This is a genomic window from Streptomyces sp. NPDC043867 (assembly GCF_056435845.1).
This window is the reverse complement of sequence record NZ_JBWKDS010000038.1, coordinates 1-19,977: the sequence shown is the minus strand read 5'-3', so window position 1 is coordinate 19,977 and position 19,977 is coordinate 1. Positions and strand designations below refer to the sequence as shown.

Sequence of the window (19,977 nt, the reverse complement as noted above, 5' to 3'; positions counted from 1 at the left end):
GGCCGGGGACCGCCGCACAACGGCCGAGGGCCGGACACCCCGAAAGGTGCCCGGCCCTCGATGACCACTCCCGCCCGCCCGCAGCGACTCGACCGCCGCCTCGCGCGGCGCCCACCGCGCACGGTGGTGCGTGCCTGCCTCGCGCGGCGCCCACCGCGCACAGTCGTGCGTGCCGGCGCCTGCTGCCGACGGGGGACTGCCGACGGCGCCTACTTCTTGCGGCGCCGCCCGCCCTTCTGCTGCTGCTTGCGGCGCTCGGCGCGCGTGAGGCCGTCCGCCTCGGAGCGAACCGGCTCGTCGTCGACGAAGTCGCCCTCGACGATGCCGCCCTCGCCGTCCACCGTGGGCGCGGAGAAGTGCAGCCGGTCCGGCCGCTGCGGCGCTTCGAGCCCCTTGGCGCGGATCTCGGGACGCGCGCCCGCGGGGACGGCGTCCTCCTTCCGCAGCGACGGCGCGGCATCCTGGACCGGGACCTCCTCGACCTGCTGCTCGACCTGGACCTCCAGGTTGAACAGGTAGCCGACGGACTCCTCCTTGATGCCGTCCATCATGGCGTTGAACATGTCGAAGCCCTCGCGCTGGTACTCGACCAGCGGGTCCTTCTGCGCCATGGCCCGCAGGCCGATGCCCTCCTGGAGGTAGTCCATCTCGTAGAGGTGCTCGCGCCACTTGCGGTCGAGGACCGACAGCACGACCCGGCGCTCCAGCTCACGCATGATCTCGGAGCCGAGCTGCTCCTCGCGGGCCGCGTACTGCTCGTGGATGTCGTCCTTGATGGACTCGGAGATGAACTCGGCGGTGAGGCCGGCCCGGTCGCCGGCCGCGTCCTCCAGCTCATCGACGGTGACCTTCACCGGGTAGAGCTGCCTGAAGGCGCCCCACAGCCGGTCCAGGTCCCACTCCTCGGCGAAGCCCTCGGCGGTCTCGGCCGCGATGTACGCGTCGATCGTGTCGTCCATGAAGTGCTGGATCTGCTCCTGCAGGTCCTCGCCCTCCAGGACGCGGCGGCGCTCGCCGTAGATGACCTCGCGCTGGCGGTTGAGGACCTCGTCGTACTTCAGGACGTTCTTGCGGGTCTCGAAGTTCTGCTGCTCCACCTGCGACTGGGCGGAGGCGATGGCGCGGGTGACCATCTTGTTCTCGATCGGCACGTCGTCGGGGACGTTCGCCATCGACATGACGCGCTCGACCATCTGGGCCTTGAACAGACGCATCAGGTCGTCGCCGAGGGAGAGGTAGAAGCGGGACTCGCCGGGGTCGCCCTGACGGCCGGAACGACCGCGCAGCTGGTTGTCGATACGACGCGACTCGTGCCGCTCGGTGCCCAGCACGTACAGCCCGCCGAGGTCCTTGACCTCCTCGAACTCCGCCTTCACGGCCTTCTCGGCCCGCTCCAGGGCGGCGGGCAGCGCGGCGGCCCACTCCTCGATGTGCTCCTCGGGGTCGAGGCCGCGCTGGCGCAGCTCGGCCTCGGCGAGGTCGTCGGGGTTGCCGCCGAGCTTGATGTCCGTGCCGCGTCCGGCCATGTTCGTGGCGACGGTCACGGCGCCCTTGCGGCCGGCCTGGGCGATGATCGGCGCCTCACGGTCGTGCTGCTTGGCGTTCAGCACCTCGTGCTGGATGCCCCGCTTGCTGAGCTGCTGCGAGAGGTACTCGGACTTCTCGACCGACGTCGTACCGACGAGGATCGGCTGGCCCTTCTCGTGCTTCTCGGCGATGTCGTCGACCACCGCGTCGAACTTGGCCACCTCGGTGCGGTAGATCAGGTCGGACTGGTCCTTGCGGACCATCGGCCTGTTCGTCGGGATCGGGACGACGCCGAGCTTGTAGATCTGGTGGAACTCGGCGGCCTCGGTCATCGCCGTACCGGTCATGCCGGAGAGCTTGTCGTAGAGGCGGAAGAAGTTCTGCAGGGTGATCGTGGCGAGGGTCTGGTTCTCGTCCTTGATGTCCACCCCTTCCTTCGCCTCGATCGCCTGGTGCATGCCCTCGTTGTAGCGGCGGCCGGCGAGGATACGGCCGGTGTGCTCGTCGACGATCATGACTTCGCCGTCGATGACGACGTAGTCCTTGTCCTTCTTGAAGAGCTCCTTGGCCTTGATGGCGTTGTTCAGGTAGCCCACCAGCGGGGTGTTCACCGACTCGTACAGGTTGTCGATGCCCAGCCAGTCCTCGACCTTGGAGACACCGGGCTCGTGGATGGCGACGGTGCGCTTCTTCTCGTCGACCTCGTAGTCGCCGGTCTCCTCGATGCCCTTGAGCGGGTTGCCCGGCTCGCCCCTCTTGAGACGCGTGACCAACTTGGCGAAGTCGCCGTACCACTTGGTGGCCTGGTCGGCGGGGCCCGAGATGATCAGCGGCGTGCGCGCCTCGTCGACGAGGATGGAGTCGACCTCGTCGACGATGGCGAAGTTGTGGCCGCGCTGGACGAGCTCGTCCTGGGACCAGGCCATGTTGTCGCGCAGGTAGTCGAAGCCGAACTCGTTGTTCGTGCCGTACGTGATGTCGCACGCGTACTGCTCGCGGCGCTGGGCCGGCGTCATGTTGGCGAGGATGCAGCCGACGTCCAGGCCCAGGAACTTGTGGACGCGGCCCATCATCTCGGAGTCGCGCTCGGCCAGGTAGTCGTTGACCGTGATGAGGTGGACGCCCTTCCCGGAAAGAGCGTTCAGATACGCGGGCAGCGTGCCGACCAGGGTCTTGCCCTCACCGGTCTTCATCTCGGCGACATAGCCGAGGTGGAGCGCGGCGCCACCCATCATCTGCACGTCGTAGTGACGCTGGCCGAGGACGCGCTTGGCGGCCTCGCGGACGGTGGCGAACGCCTCGGGAAGCAGGTCGTCGAGGCTCTCGCCGTCGGCGTACCGCTGCTTGTACTCATCGGTGAGGGCCCGCAGCTCGGCGTCGGAGAGGTCGACGAAGTCCTCTTCGATGGAGTTGACCTGGTCCGCGATGCGGTGCAGCTTGCGCAGGATCTTGCCTTCGCCTGCACGCATGATCTTCGAGAGGACGGACACGGGGGTTGGTCTCCTTGCCGGTCGGGCCTGGGACGGTCGGTTTTCCCTTGATGCATCTGAGCAACGGCCATCGTATGCGAGGACCCCGCCACGCCGGGAGGTCTGCTCTCGTGACAGCTATACGGACAACGGGCGGGGGCCGCGGATGGTGCCGCGTCCGTTCGCGAAATGAACCAGACGTGGCCGCACGCTCACGCACCGTGCGCGCCTTCCGGTCCCGTGCCCCCGTCCGCCCCGGCCGCCCCGGCCGCCCCGGCCGCCCCCGGAGCCCCCACCCACGGCACACATTCGGCTGGGCGCCGCCGAAAGGAATGGCGCCCCCGCACGCGCCCGAGCAGAATCGGCCGATGGAACCCGTCACGCTGACCACCCACCGTCTTCTGCTGCGCGCAGTGGGCCCGCACGACGCCGACCCCGTGTACGCGGCCGTGCAGGACGCCGACATCCAGCGCTGGACGACGATCCCCTCGCCGTATCTCCGTGAGCACGCCGAGGCGTTCGTCGCGCAGATCTCCCCGGACGGGTGGACGCACGGTTCGATGTTCACCTTCGGCGTCTTCCTCCCCGACGGCGACCTCGCCGGCATGCTCAGCCTCACGATGCGCTCACCGGGAGTGGCCGAGGTCGGCTTCTGGACCGCCAAGGAGCACCGGGGCAACGGGTACATCACCGAGGCCGTCCTCGCGGCCTCCCGCTGGGCCTTCACCAAGGGAGCCGTCGACCGCGTGGAGTGGCGCGCCGAGGTCGGCAACGCGGGCTCCCGCGCGGTGGCCGAACGCGCCGGCTTCACCATGGAGGGCACCCTCCGGTCGGCCATCAACAACAAGGGCGTACGCCGCGACTGCTGGGTGGCGTCCCTGCTCCCCTCCGACCTAGGCCTGCCCTCCACGGCGCCGTACCTGCCCGGCCCGTCGTAACCACCCCGACCGGAGCGGCAGGTCCTCCCGGCGCCCGGCCGAATGTCAGTGGCACCGCCTACCGTGTGGGGCATGACGAGTCTTCCGCGTCCCGCCGCCGCACTCTCCGCCGACGAGGCCCGCCGGATCGCCCTGCGCGCCCAGGGGTTCCTCGGCGCCCCCGACCGCAGGGGCGGAGTGCGGGGCGTCCTGCGGCACCTGGGCGCGGTCCAGCTCGACACGATCTCGGTCCTGGCCCGCTCCCACGAACTCGTTCCGTACGCCCGCCTCGGAGCCGTCGGCCGCAGGACCGTGGACGCGGCCTACTGGACCGACACGCACGCCTTCGAGTACTGGTCCCACGCGGCCTGCATCCTGCCCATCGAGGAGTGGCCGCACTTCGCCTTCCGCCGCCGCGCCTACCGCGCCCGCCCGCACTGGAACCACGCGCTGCCGGACGGCACCTACGACCAGGTCATCAAGCAGCTGCGCACCGAAGGACCGCTCACGGCCACCGAGTTGGGCGGCGCGAAGAAGACCAGCGAGTGGTGGGACTGGTCGGGCACGAAGGTCGCCGTGGAGCGCGCGCTGATGCACGGCGAGGTGGTGTGCACCGAGCGCCGCGGCTGGAAGCGGGTGTACGACCTCGCCGAGCGCGCCGTCCCCGAGGCCCTGCTCCACGACGAGTTGGACGACGCCGAATGCCTGCGCCGCCTCGTCCGCCTGGCCGGGCGCTCCCTGGGCGTCGGCACGCGCGCGGACATCGCCGACTACCACCGCCTGAAGGGCGAGCAGGTCGACGCGGTGATCGCGGATTCGGGCCTGGTGCCGGTGACGGTGGAGGGCTGGGGCAAACCGGCCTGGGCCGATCCGGCGGCCCTGGAGACGACCCCGCGGGGCCGGCACCGTACGACACTGCTGTCCCCGTTCGACTCCCTCATCTGGGAGCGGGCCCGCACGGAGCGGATCTTCGGCTTCACCCACCGCCTGGAGGCGTACGTCCCCAAGCCCAAGCGGGTGTACGGCTATTTCGCGATGCCGGTGCTGGCAGGTGGCCGTCTCGTCGGCCGCGTGGACCCCGCCCGCGAGGGCGGCACCCTCGTCGCCAAGCACGTCACACTGGACGGTCCGAAGGCCGTGCCGGCCGTCGCGCAGGCTCTGGTGGAGGCCGCGAGCTGGGTGGACTGCACGGACGTGCGCGTGGAGCGGGTCGACGCGCCGGAGCTGCGCGCGCCGCTCGCGGCGGAGCTGGCACGGGCAGTCGCCTGAGCACCCCGCTGGGCTCGGCACCTCCGGGCCCGAGGACCCTCGGCTCAGCGGATTTCGAGGATCTTCTCGCGCATCGCGTACACGACCGCCTCCATCCTGGAGTGCAGCTGCAGCTTCTCCAGGATGTTGCGCACGTGGTTCTTCACGGTGTTCTCGGAGATGAACAACTGCTTGGCGATGTCCCGGTTGTTCATGCCCGTGGCGACCAGCTTGAGGACCTCGAGCTCGCGGTCCGTGAGCCGGGGGGCGGGCACCAGGCGCCGCTCGTCCGTCCGCTGGATCATCGACTTGAACTCGGTGAGCAGCTTCGACGCCATGGACGGGCTGATCTGCGACTGTCCGTCGGCGACCGCCCGAATGGCGGTGGCCACCTCGTCCGTGGAGATCTCCTTGAGGAGATAGCCGGTGGCCCCGGCCTTGATCGCGTCGTAGAGGTCGGCCTCCTCGTCGCTGATCGTCAGCATGATGATCTTCGCGCTGGGGGCCACCTCCTTGATGGAGGTGCACGCCTCAATGCCGCCGCGCTTGGGCATCCGGACGTCCATCAGCACGATGTCGGGCAGCAGGTCGGCGGCCTTGTCGACCGCCTCGGCACCGTCACCGGCCTCACCGACGACCTGGATGTCCTCCTCGGCCGCGAGCACGATCTCCAGACCGCGGCGGAAAAGGGCGTGGTCGTCCACGACGAGAACCCGGATGGGCTCCTTGCGCGGAGGACCCGCGTCCGGGCCCATGCCGACGACGCCGTCGTCGGCGCCCTCGTCACGCATCGGTCCGAAGCTGTCCGGCATCGTTCCTCCCCCTGAAGGCCGTGGCCTGCGTTCCTGTGCCATCGCCAACCCAAGGCTACGGCCCACGGGTTGAGCCGGTGCGGCCATGATTCCATGCCCGGACGGCACTGCGGTGACACAGCGGGGAGTGAAGTGGTCGCACACCGGTGCCCCTGGGGGCGCACGCGCTCACCAGGGGCACCGGTCGGCCTGTCACCGGAAGGGGTCAGCCGCCGAGCGCACCACCCGGCGCGGCCGACTCGGCCTGGGCGACCATCGGGTCCGTGTTCAGGTGGATGACGCCGTAGTCGTACGCGTGCCGCCGGTAGACGACACTCGGCTCCTTCGTCTCGGAGTCGACGAACAGGTAGAAGTCGTGCCCGACCAGCTCCATCTCGTAGAGCGCCTGGTCGAGCGTCATCGGGGCGGCCACGTGGGTCTTCTCGCGGACGACGAGGGGGCCTTCGCCCACGACCTCGAGCGAGCCGATCTTCTTGGTGGGCACGGCGTCCGACGGCTCGTCATGGACGATGCTGCCGTCGACGTTCAGCGTCGCCGCGTCCGGCACCGCATCGGCGACCTCGGCCGCCGAGATCCGGCCGGCGCCACGGCGCGTGTGGCGCTTGTCGTGCTGCTTCCGCAGCCGGGCCTCCAGCTTGTCCGCCGCCAGGTCGAGAGCCGCATACGGATCGCTTGCCGCTGCCTCCGCCCGAATGACCGGACCACGCGAGCGGAGTGTGATCTCCACTCGGTCACATCGGTCTGCCTGTCGAGGATTGGGCTCCTTGGACACCTCCACGTCGAGGCTGATCACCTTGCCGTCGAGCTTCTGGATCTTCTCCAGCTTCAGCTTCTCGGCCACGTGCTTGCGGAACCGCTCGGGCACCTCGGTCTTGCGGCCCTTGACGACGATGTCCACGCAGAACTCCGTTCCCGGATCGCTCCGCGCGTCGGCGGAGCATCTCCCTCTTGCACCAGACTCCGGTAAGTCCCGGAACCTCGGACTCGGTGACTGTCACCTCCTCCTCCCCCGCGGACAAGATCTCCACCCCACCGGTGCGGGTGATTGAGGAGAAACCCGCGACACGGCATTCGGATCCGCGAGGTACGGCCTGCGCCATTGCCTCACAACCGAACATATCTCGCCCGGACGGATGTCGTCACCCTCTACTGCGGTACACCTCCGTTCAGGTGAAGTACCCGTCTTATTACCTGCAACGATGCAAGTTCTTGCTCAGTTCCGGTTTATTTCGAAAGCGTCCGGTGAGGCCGCGACCACCGCTGCACCGATCACGTTTCCGCCGGGATCCGTGCCCGCCGTGCCCGGCCGGGTCCTGGTTCGATTTTCCCTCTCATCGGCCGTCACCGCCCTTTCGTCGATCGTCCGCACTTCCGCTCGTGCCCATGTTCGCGAGACGTACGCGCGTGCGTCCGCAGGCTGTGCCGCGCAGGCCTCCCGGATTGCCCGCGCCGCCTCCGCCAGCGAGGCACCGGTGGTCATCAGGTCGTCGACCAGGACCACCCGCCCGGCACCGGCCAGCAGTCGGCGGCCCGCGGCGGCCACCTCCAGGGCACCCGCGAGATTGTCCAGCCGCTGCCGGGAGTTGAGTCCCGACTGGTCGGCCACCGGACGGCGCTGGCGCAGGACGCCGAGCACCCGGGCCGCCGTCCCGCCGCGGCGCAGCTCCCCCGCCGCCGCGAGCGCGATCCGCCGCGCGGGATCGTGCCCCCGGGCCCGCACCGCCCTGCGCGCGGACGGCACGGGAACGAGCAGCACGGGCTCTGGGACAGCCCCGGCGCACCCGGCGGGCACCGGTGCCCGCCGGCCCGGCGGAAGGCCGCCCGGCCCGGTCACGGGCCCGGCAGCACCCACCTCAGGCGTCCGCTCCCCGAGCCCCGCCCGCACGGCTCCTGCCAGAGCCGCCCCCAGCGGGCCCGCGAGAGCCAGCGCGCCCCGTTCCTTGTGGGCGAGGAGCACCGCCCGCACCTCGTCCTCGTAGGGAGCCGCCGCGTGCACCACGGGAAGCCCCGCCGGCTCCGGCACCGGTCGCACCCGGCACGGCACGGTGTCGCAGAGAACCGCACGGCACTCGGGACAGAGCACCGTACGAAGTCGTCCGCAGCCTCCGCACTCGGCCGGCAGCACCAGGTCGGTGAGGTCCTGCCACCACCCCCGCATGGCCACCACTGTGCCAACGCCCGGGCCGGGCTGCCACCCCTGTGGACAACTCCCTGTGGACAACGTCCTCCGTCCGTCCACAAGCGTCACCCGTCCGGTGCCCGCCCATGGAACAAGGCGCTTCCAGCCGGGCCTCGACCGCCCGCACCGCGCCCCGGAGAGGGCCTCCGGCTACCCGGGATAGATGGGCGCCGTCCCCTCCTTGACCACCTTCTGCCACTGCGAGGCCGCCGACAGGCGCACGATCCCGTCCACCGAGTACGCCACCAGCGGCAGCCGCTCGTCCTCGGACGCGGCGATCTCCTTCACCCCGGTGAGCGCCGACGGGGGCGTACGCAGCGGAGTGGAACCGTCGACCTGGACGTACTGCATCTGCTGCACACCGCCCGACTCGCGGCCGACCACGACCAGTTGGCTGTCCGCGGCCCACGACATGGCCGTGACCTCCTCCAGCTGCGGGCTCGCGGAGCGCAGTTCGAGAATGGAGACGCCGGGCCGCCCACCGCTCCCGCTCTCGCGCTCGATCCGCCCGATCTGCAGGGAGGTCCTGCCGTCCTTCTCCACGATCAGGGCGATCCGCACCCCGTCGGCGGCCACCCGCACCGCCTTGATACGGCCGTCGAGCTGCGGCGTCCTGACCGTGACCGGGTCGCCCGCGCCCTTCTCCAGCACCAGCAGCCGGGAGTCCTCCGGGTCGCGGTCGGCCACCCACAGGTCACCCGAACCGTCCCAGCTGGGCCTCGTCAGCCGCTCGTCCTCGGTCTTGCCCCGGCTGCGCAGCACCGCCTGGCCGAGCGAACTGCCCGACACCAGCGACCCCACGTAGAGCGAACGCCCGTCGAGGGAGACCCCGGCCGCGCTGTCCTCGCCGCGTGAGACCGCGGCGGTACGCAGCGCCTTGCCGCCCTCGCCCAGCGCCCCGGGCACCGGCTCGGGATCCTTGCCGCTGCCGGTGGCCAGCAGCCGCACCAGCCGCTGCTTCTCGTCGATGAAGTACTGGTACTCGGGCGGCTTTCCCGCGCCGTGCGAGGCGACGGTCCCCGACCTGTCCTCGCCGAGCACGCACAGCTGCGAGCCGTCGGAGCGCTCGAGCTTCACCTCCTCCACCCCGGTGGGTGTCAGATCCTTGAGCGTGAAGAGGAGTTGGGCCGCCATCCTGGTGCACTGGGACTGCCCGACGTGGTCCGCCTTCGCGTTCAGCGGCACCGTGAGCCTGTTCTGGTCGTCGGGTGCCAGCGAACCGACGCCGCTCCTGAGAGCCGTGCGCGAGGGGAAGCTCGACCTCACCACCGGATCCAGCCAGCGGGTGGGCCCCCTCAGGAGTGCCCGGACCGTCTCGGTCATCGGGTCGACCTCCTTGCGCACGTAGATCGGGTCGGCGACGGCTCCCGGCCGCCCGCCCGAGCCGGTGGGCACGGTCGAGGCGAAGTAGTACTTGTTCACGGACAGGTAGTTGCGCTGGAAGTCGGACTTGCCCATCAGCACGCCCTGCGGCAGCCCGTCGATGCGCCACTGCCTGTCCTTCTGCTGCGTGAGGTACACCGACTTCTTGTACGCGCCGTCGTCGGGCGCGTACGCGTGCTGCGCGTCCACGGTGGCGACCTTGAGACCGGACAGCGTGTAGACGTAGTCGTCGCCGCTCTCCCGGTCCCCGTGCTGCGGCACGGTGTTCGGCCCGTCCGCGAGCACGGTCGTGGACTCGTACGGCTTCCACTTCCGCCGGGCGCCCTCGGTCAGGTACTTCCGCGCCGTCTCGTACTGCGGGTCGTCACTGGTCAGCGCCTCCAGGAAGCCCTGCACGATCTCCTCGGGCCGGGCGTCCTCCCGCGGCGGCATCGCGAACACCCGCACCTGCGCGTCCTGGCGCGGCGTGGACTCCACGTCGCGCAGATCCCCGCCGTCCGGCATCGAGGCGCACCCCGCGAGCAGTACGGCACCACAGCCGACGTACACGCCGAGGCGCACCGGGCGCCGGCGGCCTCCCCCCTCAGCGCCCACGAAATGCCTTCCCTTCCTTGACCTCGTCCGTCCTGCCGCCCCCGTCGGACGGCCGCTGCGCGCCGTCCCCGGGCGCCGCCGCGGGCGGCGGATCGTCCTGCCGCCGGGCGGGCTGGGCGGCCCGCGGCACCACGCGTGCCCCGTTGCCGGGCAGCGCCGTCGGGTCGGCCGTGGGGGGCGCGCCGGCCGGCCGGGCCGCCATGGACGCCCGCGCCGCCGCGTGCTCGCCGGACGGCTGGACGGGGACCGTGGCGAGCTTGCCACCGCCGGCGTGCGGCAGACCGGCGTCGTGGAGTCCTCGGTTGCGCCGGGAGTCCTTGGGTTCCAGGGGTATCGGCGATCCCCTCAGCGGTTCGTCCGCCGTCCGCGGCAGCGTCAGCCGGAACTGCGAACCGCCGCCCGGCTCGCCCCACGCCTGGAGCCAGCCGCCGTGCAGCCGCGCGTCCTCCAGGGCGATGGACAGGCCGAGCCCGGTACCGCCGGTGGTCCGCGCGCGTGCCGGGTCGGCCCGCCAGAAACGGCTGAAGACGCGGGTCGCCTCACCGGGCTTGATACCCACGCCGTAGTCACGGACCGCGATGGCGACCGCCCCGCCCGCCGCGGCGAGCCTGACCACCACGTCCTTGCCGTCGCCGTGCTCCACGGCGTTGACGACGAGATTGCGCAGCACCCGCTCCACGCGCCGGGCGTCCGCCTCGGCGACCACGGGCTGCTGGTCGCCGACGACGCGTATGCGCGTGCCCTTCCGCTCGGCGAGCGGCTCGGCCCCGCTGATGACTCTGCGGACGACTTCCCGCAGGTCTATCGGCTCGGCCTCCAGGGCCGCCGCTCCCGCGTCGAAGCGGCTGATCTCCAGCAGATCCGCCAGGAGCGTCTCGAACCGGTCCAGCTGGTCGGCGAGCAGCTCGGCCGACCTGGCGGTCATCGGATCGAAGTCCACGCGCGCGTCGTGGATGACGTCGGCGGCCATCCGCACGGTCGTCAGCGGCGTACGCAGCTCGTGCGACACGTCGGACACGAAGCGCCGCTGCATCCGGGACAGGTCCTCCAGCTGCTGGATCTTCAGCTGCAGGCTCTGCGCCATCTTGTTGAACGCCTCGCCGAGCCGGGCGATGTCGTCCTCGCCGGTGACCTTCATCCGCTCCTGCAGGCGGCCGGCGGAGAGCCGCTCGGCGATGCCCGCCGCCATCCGTACCGGCGTGACCACCTGGCGCACCACGAGCCAGGCGATGGCCCCGAGCAGCACCACGACGAACAGCCCGGCCGTCGCGAGCGTCCCCTTGACCAGGCTCAGCGACTTCTCCTCCTGCGTCAGCGGGAAGAGGTAGTACAGCTGGTACGGGTTGCCCTTGGGGTCGTTGACCTGCTTGCCGATGACCAGCGCCGGCTGGGACTCCTTCTCGTCCGTGTAGACGACACGGGTGTAGCTCTGGGCGGCGGCCATGCTGGTGTCGACGCGGCGCCGCAGGTCCTCGGGCACACTGGCCGCCGGGTCGACGTTGCCGGAGGAACGGGGGCCGCGCCCGCCGCTCTCGTCGCCGACCGGCGCGGACGTGCTGAGCGTCACCACGTCGAAGGCACCCTGGCCGCCGCTGGACAGCGACTCGACCAGGTCGCTCATCCACTGGGGGCTGACGCTCTGCGGCGATCGGCCCTCCGTGTCCGAACCGCCGTCGCCGCTCGAAGCCGCGGCCGTGTCCGCCTTCTGCTTGGCCACCGCGAACCCGCCGGTGGCCTGACTCTGCGAGGCCCGCACCTTGGCGTCCAGCAGGCCGTTGCGCACCTGCCCGATGACGACGAAGCCGAGCAGCAGCACCACGCCGAGCGACATCAGCAGGGTCGTCACGACGATCTTGAGCTGGATGTTGCGCCGCCACAGCCGCATGACGGGCAGCAGCGGGCGGCGCACCCAGCGCGTGAACAGCCGCAGGACCGGGCTGCCCTGGACTCCGCCCTGGAGCAGCCCGCCCGGGACGAGGCGTCCCCAGCGGGAGCCCGTCATCGTCCGACCGACAGGCCGCTCCGCGCGAGCCCCCGGCTGCCCGGGCGCCGAAGCGGCACTGTCCCTGGACACGTCAGCTCGGTCCGGCCTTGTAACCGACACCACGTACGGTCACCACGATCTCCGGCCGCTCCGGGTCCTTCTCGACCTTGGAGCGAAGCCGCTGGACATGGACATTGACCAGGCGGGTGTCCGCCGCGTGCCGGTAGCCCCACACCTGCTCCAGGAGCACCTCACGCGTGAACACCTGCCACGGCTTGCGGGCAAGCGCCACCAGCAGATCGAACTCCAGCGGCGTCAGCGCGATGGACTGCCCCTCCCGCTTCACAGAGTGACCGGCCACGTCGATGACCAGATCACCGATGGTGAGCTGCTCGGGCGCCGGCTCCTCGGACCGCCGCAGCCGCGCCCTGATCCGCGCCACCAGCTCCTTCGGCTTGAACGGCTTCACGATGTAGTCGTCGGCGCCCGACTCGAGGCCGACCACGACGTCGACGGTGTCGCTCTTCGCCGTGAGCATCACGATCGGCACCCCGGACTCCGCCCTGATCAGGCGGCACACCTCGATACCGTCCCGTCCGGGCAGCATCAGGTCCAGGAGCACCAGATCGGGCTTGGTCTCACGGAAAGCGGCCAGCGCCTTGTCGCCGTCGGCTACGAAAGACGGCTCAAAACCTTCACCACGCAACACAATGCCGAGCATCTCGGCCAGTGCGGTGTCGTCATCGACGACAAGGACTCGTCCCTTCATAAACGACATCATCCCATTAGCTAATCGTTACTTGGCGTGACCTGGCACACAGCTCGGCTAGCGCCTCCGCCGTGACGGGCGACACGGCGCCCTCTTCGGTGACGATCGCCGTCACCAACTCGGGCGGCGTCACATCGAATGCCGGGTTGTACGCCTGGGTGCCCAGTGGTGCCACCGGTATCCCGCCTCCCGCTCCCACTCCTGCCACCGGCACCTGAGGTGCTGTGATCTCCGTCACTTCATGACCGCCCCGCTGCTCGACCTCGATGGAAGCGCCGTTCGGGGTGCCCGGATCCACCGTCGTCACCGGCGCCACCACGATGAACGGCACGTGGTGGTAGCGGGCCAGCACGGCGAGCGGATAGCTCCCCACCTTGTTCGCCACCGAACCGTCGGCGGCGATCCGGTCGGCACCGACGAGCACCGCGTCCACCTCTCCCGCGGCGAACAGGGAGCCCGCCGCACTGTCCGTGAGCAAGGTGTACGCCATTCCGTTGCGCGCCGCCTCGTACGCGGTCAGCCTCGCACCCTGCAGCAACGGGCGCGTCTCGTCCACCCACAGCCGCCGCAGCCGCCCCACCCGGTGTGCCGCGAGGGCCACCGCGAACGCCGTGCCCTCCCCGCCGGACACCAGCGCTCCGGTGTTGCAGTGGGTCAGGATCCGGTGGCCGCCGCCCGGCAGCAGCTCATCCAGCAGTGCCAGGCCGTGCTCCGCCATACGCGCGCTGGCCTGGGCGTCCTCCCGGTGGAGGGCCCGCGCCGCGGTGAGCGCCGCCGCGGCGGCCTGCTCCTGGCCGCCACCGCCGGCGAGCGCGGCGCGGTACGCGGCCAGGGCCCTGTTCACCCCGACGGCGAGGTTCACGGCGGTCGGCCGGGCGCCGGCCAGTTCCACGGCGGCGTCCTCCACCTCGAAGCCGCGCACGGCGGCGAGCGCGACCCCGTACGCCCCGGCGATGCCGAGCAGCGGCGCCCCGCGCACCGCGAGCGTGCGGATCGCCTCCACCAGCGCGGGGGCGTCCGTGCACACCAGCTCGACCTCCTCGGCCGGCAGCCGCGTCTGGTCGAGGAGCACCAGTACGGGACCTTCAGGTGGTTCCTCCCAGCGGATCGCCGGTATCTCCGTGGGCCGGTTGTCTTCGCGGACCTGCGCGTACTGATCAGCCATCCGCTCAGTCTGCCCCGTACCGGGCGGACAATTGAAGGTGTGCAGCCCGGACGACCCCCGGTCCCGGGACACGCACGCCGTGGCACGATGGCTGCCAACCTGCCGCCGCGCCCGCGGACGGGCACCGTGAAGGAGCGACGATGAACGACACTCCGGGCTGGGCCTCGCCCGGATCCGCCCCCTCCGACGGGCAGGAGCCGGACCGCACCGGCCCTGCACAGCCCACGGACCCGCACGGCACGGACCCGACCGACCCCCCGTCGAAGTGGTCCAAGGAGCAGCCCCCGCCCGGCCGGTGGACCGCACCGGCCCCCCAGGCACCGCCGCAGGCCCCGCCGCCTCCGCCGCAGCCCGGCCAGGGCTGGGGCGCCCCGCCCCCCGCGGGCCCCGGCGGCCCCGGCTACGGGGCACCCGGTTATGGCGCCCATGGTTACGGCGCTCCCGGTTATGGCGCCCCTGGCGGATACGCCGGACCCGGCGGCTGGGGAGGCAACTGGGGCGGCCCGCCGCCCGCGGCCAAGCCCGGCGTGATCCCGCTGCGCCCGCTCGGCGTCGGCGAGATCCTCGACGGCGCGGTCTCCACCATGCGCACGTACTGGCGCACGGTCCTCGGGATCTCCCTGACCGTCGCCGTCGTCACGGAGGTGATGGTCGTCCTGCTCCGGGGCCTGGTCCTGGACGACAGGGCCGGCTCCGACGTCCTCGACGACCCCAGCGCCACGGCGGGAGAGCTCGGCCGTGCCTTCGGCGACCTGATGCTGAGCTCCGGAGCCGTCGCTCTGGTCAGCATGATCGGCACCGTCTTCGCCACGGCCCTCCTCACGAGCGTGACCAGCCGCGCCGTACTCGGCAAGCCGGTGACCACGGCGGAGGCCTGGCGCGACGCCCGTCCCCGGCTGCCCAAACTCTTCGGACTGGTCTTCCTGCTGATGCTGACCGGGGCCGCGATCCTCGCCGTGGGCGTGCTGCCCGGCGTCCTGGTCGCCGTCGCCGGATCGGCCGCGGGCGGTGCGGCGCTGGCCCTCATCGGCGGCTTCGGCGCGAGCGTCGTCGCGATCTGGGTACTGGTCCGCTTCTCGCTCGCCTCGCCCGCCCTGATGCTGGAGAAGCAGGGCGTAAGGAAGTCGCTGAAGCGCTCCGTGAAGCTGGTGCAGGGCTCCTGGTGGCGCATCTTCGGCATCCAGCTGCTCGCCACCGTCATCGCCAACGTCGTGGCGTCGATCATCGTGATCCCGTTCGCCCTCGTCGCCGCCGCGCTGAGCGGCGACGGCATCGGCGGCTTCGTCAACGGCACCGGGGGCCTCGGCTGGACGTTCCTCGTCGTCAGCGGCGTCGGCGCGGTGATCGGATCCATGCTCACCTTCCCGATCAACGCCGGTGTGACGGTGCTGCTCTACATCGACCAGCGCATCCGCCGCGAGGCCCTCGACCTCGACCTGGCCCGCGCGGCCGGTGTCCAGGGCTACGGCGCAGGCACCACCGGCGCCATGCCGGGGAGCTGATGCGGTGAGCCTGGCGGGGGGATTCCTCACGGCGGGACCGGCGCTGCCCCGCGCCGCCGGAACGGCCCTGCGGTGGCTTGTCGCACACCGGCGACACAGCCGTGCTCACGCTGCCGCACGCCGGGGTCGGGGGCCTGCTGTCCCTGGCCCACTCCGGCGGCGAACCGCCGGTGACCACCGAGCGCGACCCCGCGCGGGAGGCCGCCCGGCGCGAGCTGTCCAAACGGATGTACCACGAGAACGACCCCAGCCTCCTCCAGCGCGCACTGGACGCCTTCTGGGAGTGGCTGGGCAAGCTGCTCGGCGCCACCTCCGACGCCACCCCCGGGGGCGCGCTCGGCCTTGTCGTCATCGTGCTCGCGGTGCTGGCCGTGCTCGGCGCGCTGTGGTGGCGCCTCGGCACCCCGCGTCGCGCCCCCGCCTCGTCCGCCGCGCTGTTCGACGACCGCCCCCGCAGCGCCGCCGAACACCGCGCGGCCGCCGAGGCACACGCCGCCCAGGGCCACTGGAACCAGGCCGTCCAGGAACGCATGCGCGCCGTCGTCCGCTCCCTGGAGGAACGCGCCCTGCTCGACCCCCGCCCCGGCCGCACCGCCGACGAGGCCGCCGCGGAGGCGGGCCGCACCCTGCCCTCGCACACGGACCGGCTGCGCACCGCCGCCCGGGACTTCGACGACGTCACATACGGCGGACGCGCAGCCGCCGAAGCGACGTACCGCCGGCTCGCGGACCTCGACAGCGACCTGGAACGCACCAGGCCCGTACTCGCGGACACCGCCCGATGACCACCGAGGCCACGCTCCCGTCCACCTCGGGCTCGCCCACCGCCCGCCAGGTGTGGACCCGCTCGCGCGGTGTCCTGCTCGCCCTCGTGGCGCTCCTGGTGGCTGCCGTCGTGATCGCCGCGGTCCGCTCCGACGCCCGGCACGGCCGTCTCGACCCGCGCTCCGCCGACCCGAGCGGCAGCCGTGCCGTCGCCGAACTCCTCGCCGACCGCGGGGTGTCCACCCGTGTGGTCACGACCACCGACGCGGCCCGCGACGCCGCCGGCCCCGACACCACCCTGCTGGTGGCCGCCCCCGACCTGCTGACCTCCCGTCAGCAGGCCCTGCTGCACACGGCGTCCGAGCACGCCGGCGGCCGCACGATCCTGCTCGCCCCCGGGTCGCCCTCCCTCGGCACCCTCGTCCCCGGAGTCACCGCCGACCCCGCGACCAGCTTCGACTCGACGCTCTCCCCCCACTGCGACCTGCCCGCCGCCCGCCGCGCGGGCACCGCGGACACCGGCGGCATCCGCTACCGCACCGACCTCGAAGCCGACTCCTGCTACCCCAGCGACGGCCTGCCCACCCTGCTGCGCGTCCCGGCGGCCTCCGGAGACGGCGACACCGTCCTGCTCGGCGCCCCCGACATCCTCTACAACGACCGCCTCGACGAGCAGGGCAACGCCTCCCTCGCCCTGCAACTGCTGGGTTCCCGCCCCCATGTGGTCTGGTACCTCCCCTCCCTCTCGGACACCTCCGCCGACGACGAGGGCGAGCAGAGTTTCCTCGACCTGCTCCCCTCGGGCTGGCTCTGGGGCACACTGCAGCTCTTCGTCGCGGCATGCCTGGCCGCCCTGTGGCGAGCCCGCCGCCTCGGCCCCCTCGTCCCCGAGCGCCTTCCCGTCGCGGTCCGCGCCTCCGAGGCCGTCGAAGGCCGCGCCCGCCTCTACCGCAAGGCCAACGCCCGTGACCGCGCGGCAGGCGCTCTGCGCTCCACCACCCGCACCCGCCTCGCCCCCCTCATCGGCGTCTCCCCGGCCCAGGCACACGCGCCCGAGGCCCTGCTCCCCGCCCTGTCCGCCCACCTCCTGCACGACGGACAGGCCCTGCACTCCCTGCTCTTCGGCCCGCCGCCCGGCGACGACGCGGCCCTCATCGCACTCGCCGACCAACTCGACGCCCTCGAAAGAGAGGTACGCCGTTCATGATGGACCCGACCACTGACAACGCCGGGTACACCGGGGACGCCGGTGCCGCCCGCGCCTCCCTGGAAGCCCTGCGCGCCGAGATCGCCAAAGCCGTGGTCGGCCAGGACCCCGCCGTGACCGGTCTCGTCGTTGCCCTCCTCTGCCGCGGACACGTACTCCTCGAAGGAGTTCCCGGAGTCGCCAAGACGCTGCTCGTCCGCGCCCTCGCATCGGCGCTCGAACTCGACACCAAGCGCGTCCAGTTCACTCCCGACCTGATGCCGAGCGACATCACCGGCTCCCTCGTCTTCGACGCCCGCACCGCCGAGTTCTCCTTCCAGCCCGGCCCGGTCTTCACGAACCTCCTCCTCGCGGACGAGATCAACCGCACCCCGCCCAAGACCCAGTCGTCCCTCCTCGAAGCGATGGAGGAACGCCAGGTCACGGTGGACGGCACCCCGCGCCCGCTCCCGGAGCCGTTCCTGGTCGCCGCGACCCAGAACCCGGTCGAGTACGAGGGCACGTACCCTCTCCCCGAAGCCCAGCTGGACCGCTTCCTCCTCAAGCTGACCATCCCGCTGCCCTCCCGCGAGGACGAGATCAACGTCCTCACCCGGCACTCCGAGGGCTTCAACCCGCGCGACCTGCGCGCCGCCGGCATACGGCCCGTGGCGGGACCGGCCGACCTGCAGGCCGCCCGCGACGCCGTCGCGAAGACAGCCGTCTCCCCCGAGATCACCGGCTACGTGGTGGACATCTGCCGCGCCACCCGTGAATCGCCGTCCCTCACCCTCGGCGTGTCCCCGCGAGGCGCGACGGCCCTCCTCGCCACGGCCCGCGCCTGGGCCTGGCTGACGGGCCGCGACTACGTCATCCCCGACGACGTGAAGGCACTCGCCCTGCCCACCCTGCGCCACCGGATCCAGCTCCGGCCCGAGGCCGAGATGGAAGGCGTGACGGCCGACTCCGTCATCAACGCGATCCTGGCCCACGTCCCCGTCCCCCGCTGATGGCTCTCACCGGACGTGCCGCGCTGCTCGCGGCCCTCGGCTCGCTGCCCGTCGGCATCTGGGAACCCGGCTGGACGGGCATCCTCGCCGTGAACGCCCCCCTGGCCCTGGCGTGCGCCTGCGACTTCGGCCTGGCCGCGCCGGTACGCCGGCTGGGCCTGGAGCGCTCCGGTGACACCTCGGTACGCCTCGGTGAGAGCGCCGACGTCACCCTGACGGTCACCAACCCGTCCGGCCGTCCCCTGCGCGCCCACCTGCGGGACGCCTGGCCGCCCAGCAGCTGGAAGCCCGGCACGGAAGTCGCCGCGTCCCGTCACCGCCTGACCGTCCCCGCGGGGGAACGCCGCCGCGTCACCACCCGGCTGCGCCCCACCCGCCGCGGCGACCGCCAGGCCGACCGCGTCACAGTCCGCTCGTTCGGTCCCCTGGGTCTCTTCTCCCGCCAGGGCAGCCACCGGGTTCCCTGGACGGTACGCGTCCTGCCCCCGTTCACCAGCAGGAAGCACCTGCCCTCCAAGCTGGCCCGCCTCCGCGAACTCGACGGTCGCACCAGCGTGCTGACACGTGGTGAGGGTACGGAGTTCGACAGCCTCCGCGAGTACGTCCCCGGGGACGACACCCGTTCCATCGACTGGCGCGCCACGGCCCGGCAGACGACGGTCGCCGTCCGCACCTGGCGTCCCGAGCGCGACCGGCACATCCTGCTCGTCCTCGACACGGGCCGCACCTCGGCGGGCCGCGTCGGCGACGCCCCCCGGCTCGATGCCTCCATGGACGCGGCCCTCCTGCTGGCCGCCCTCGCCTCCCGGGCCGGCGACCGCGTGGACCTCCTGGCGTACGACCGCCGGGTACGTGCCCTGGTCCAGGGCCGCTCGGCAGGCGACGTCCTGCCTTCCCTGGTCCACGCGATGGCGACCGTGGAACCGGAACTCGTCGAGACCGATGCCCGCGGCCTGACCGCCATGGCACTCCGTACGGCTCCCCGCCGCTCCCTGATCGTCCTGCTGACGAGCCTCGACGCGGCCCCAATCGAGGAGGGCCTGCTCCCTGTACTGTCCCGCCTCACCCGGCGTCATACGCTGCTGGTGGCCTCGGTGTCCGATCCGCACGTCGCCGGCATGGCGACCGCCAGGGGTACCGCGGAAGCCGTGTACGAGGCTGCAGCCGCGGCGCAGGCCCAAACGGAACGCCATCGCACGGCCGAACAGCTGCGTCGCCACGGCGTCACGGTCGTCGACGCCACTCCGGACGAACTGGCACCTGCTCTCGCCGACGCATACCTCGCCCTGAAAGCTGCCGGCCGCTTGTAGCCGGAGAACACAGAAAAGGGGGCCTCTCGGAAAGAGGCCCCCGGTGATGCAGAGGATCGATAAACGCAGAAAACCCCCGTACCGGTATCCCGGTACGGGGGTTTTCTCCAAAATTTGTTCGGCGGCGTCCTACTCTCCCACAGGGTCCCCCCTGCAG

At 71.7% G+C, this 19,977-nt stretch carries 15 protein-coding genes; 7 read left to right on the top strand and 8 right to left on the bottom strand.

Going from position 1 to position 19,977, the window contains the following annotated elements:
- Window positions 1-209: 209 nt before the first annotated feature.
- The gene (gene secA, locus AC069T_RS29845; protein WP_478785704.1) at window positions 210-3,017 is read right to left on the bottom strand and encodes a preprotein translocase subunit SecA; all 2,808 of its coding nucleotides are present in this window, start codon (window positions 3,015-3,017) and stop codon (window positions 210-212) included.
- 347 nt (window positions 3,018-3,364) lie between these two features.
- Between secA and AC069T_RS29840 the strand changes: the two genes are divergently transcribed.
- Both AC069T_RS29840 and AC069T_RS29835 read left to right on the top strand, forming a co-directional pair.
- Complete coding sequence (locus AC069T_RS29840) at window positions 3,365-3,934, top strand: GNAT family N-acetyltransferase (RefSeq protein ID WP_478785703.1); 570 nt, start codon at window positions 3,365-3,367, stop codon at window positions 3,932-3,934.
- Window positions 3,935-4,006: 72 nt separating this feature from the next.
- On the top strand, window positions 4,007-5,182 hold the full coding sequence (locus AC069T_RS29835; RefSeq protein ID WP_478785702.1) for a winged helix-turn-helix domain-containing protein: 1,176 nt from the start codon (window positions 4,007-4,009) through the stop codon (window positions 5,180-5,182).
- A 44-nt stretch (window positions 5,183-5,226) separates the two neighbouring features.
- Here AC069T_RS29835 and AC069T_RS29830 read toward each other — a convergent pair whose 3' ends face one another.
- The 7 genes from AC069T_RS29830 to mtnA form a co-directional block, all read right to left on the bottom strand.
- On the bottom strand, window positions 5,227-5,973 hold the full coding sequence (locus AC069T_RS29830) for a response regulator transcription factor (RefSeq protein WP_358853684.1): 747 nt from the start codon (window positions 5,971-5,973) through the stop codon (window positions 5,227-5,229).
- A 205-nt stretch (window positions 5,974-6,178) separates the two neighbouring features.
- Window positions 6,179-6,871 carry a ribosome hibernation-promoting factor, HPF/YfiA family gene (gene hpf / locus AC069T_RS29825; protein ID WP_478785701.1) on the bottom strand — a complete coding sequence of 231 codons (693 nt, stop codon included), beginning with the start codon at window positions 6,869-6,871 and terminating at the stop codon, window positions 6,179-6,181.
- Window positions 6,872-7,186: 315 nt separating this feature from the next.
- Complete coding sequence (locus AC069T_RS29820) at window positions 7,187-8,131, bottom strand: ComF family protein (RefSeq protein WP_478785700.1); 945 nt, start codon at window positions 8,129-8,131, stop codon at window positions 7,187-7,189.
- A gap of 171 nt (window positions 8,132-8,302) precedes the next feature.
- Complete coding sequence (locus AC069T_RS29815) at window positions 8,303-10,129, bottom strand: LpqB family beta-propeller domain-containing protein (RefSeq protein ID WP_478785699.1); 1,827 nt, start codon at window positions 10,127-10,129, stop codon at window positions 8,303-8,305.
- Entirely contained in the window at window positions 10,119-12,203 is a 2,085-nt protein-coding gene (gene mtrB, locus AC069T_RS29810; RefSeq protein WP_478785698.1) for an MtrAB system histidine kinase MtrB, read from the bottom strand. The genes AC069T_RS29815 and mtrB overlap by 11 nt, the downstream gene beginning before the upstream one ends.
- 1 nt (window position 12,204) lies before the next feature.
- Window positions 12,205-12,894 (bottom strand): two-component system response regulator MtrA, encoded by a 690-nt coding sequence (gene mtrA / locus AC069T_RS29805; RefSeq protein WP_220784158.1) that lies wholly within the window; start codon window positions 12,892-12,894, stop codon window positions 12,205-12,207.
- 4 nt (window positions 12,895-12,898) lie between these two features.
- A complete protein-coding gene (gene mtnA / locus AC069T_RS29800) occupies window positions 12,899-14,047 on the bottom strand; it encodes an S-methyl-5-thioribose-1-phosphate isomerase (RefSeq protein ID WP_478785697.1) in 1,149 nt (382 codons plus the stop codon).
- Window positions 14,048-14,187: 140 nt separating this feature from the next.
- On the opposite strand from mtnA, the gene AC069T_RS29795 reads away from it, so the two are divergent.
- From AC069T_RS29795 to AC069T_RS29775, 5 genes are all read left to right on the top strand, one after another.
- On the top strand, window positions 14,188-15,549 hold the full coding sequence (locus tag AC069T_RS29795; protein ID WP_478785696.1) for a DUF7847 domain-containing protein: 1,362 nt from the start codon (window positions 14,188-14,190) through the stop codon (window positions 15,547-15,549).
- Window positions 15,550-15,626: 77 nt separating this feature from the next.
- A complete protein-coding gene (locus tag AC069T_RS29790; RefSeq protein WP_478785695.1) occupies window positions 15,627-16,334 on the top strand; it encodes a DUF4129 domain-containing protein in 708 nt (235 codons plus the stop codon).
- Window positions 16,331-17,521 carry a DUF4350 domain-containing protein gene (locus AC069T_RS29785; RefSeq protein ID WP_478785694.1) on the top strand — a complete coding sequence of 397 codons (1,191 nt, stop codon included), beginning with the start codon at window positions 16,331-16,333 and terminating at the stop codon, window positions 17,519-17,521. Before AC069T_RS29790 ends, AC069T_RS29785 begins: the two co-directional genes overlap by 4 nt.
- Window positions 17,521-18,510, top strand: a complete 990-nt coding sequence (locus tag AC069T_RS29780) for an AAA family ATPase (protein ID WP_478785740.1) — start codon at window positions 17,521-17,523, stop codon at window positions 18,508-18,510. The genes AC069T_RS29785 and AC069T_RS29780 overlap by 1 nt, the downstream gene beginning before the upstream one ends.
- Window positions 18,510-19,820: a DUF58 domain-containing protein gene (locus AC069T_RS29775; RefSeq protein WP_478785693.1), complete on the top strand. Its 1,311-nt coding sequence runs from the start codon at window positions 18,510-18,512 to the stop codon at window positions 19,818-19,820. The genes AC069T_RS29780 and AC069T_RS29775 overlap by 1 nt, the downstream gene beginning before the upstream one ends.
- Window positions 19,821-19,977: the final 157 nt, after the last annotated feature.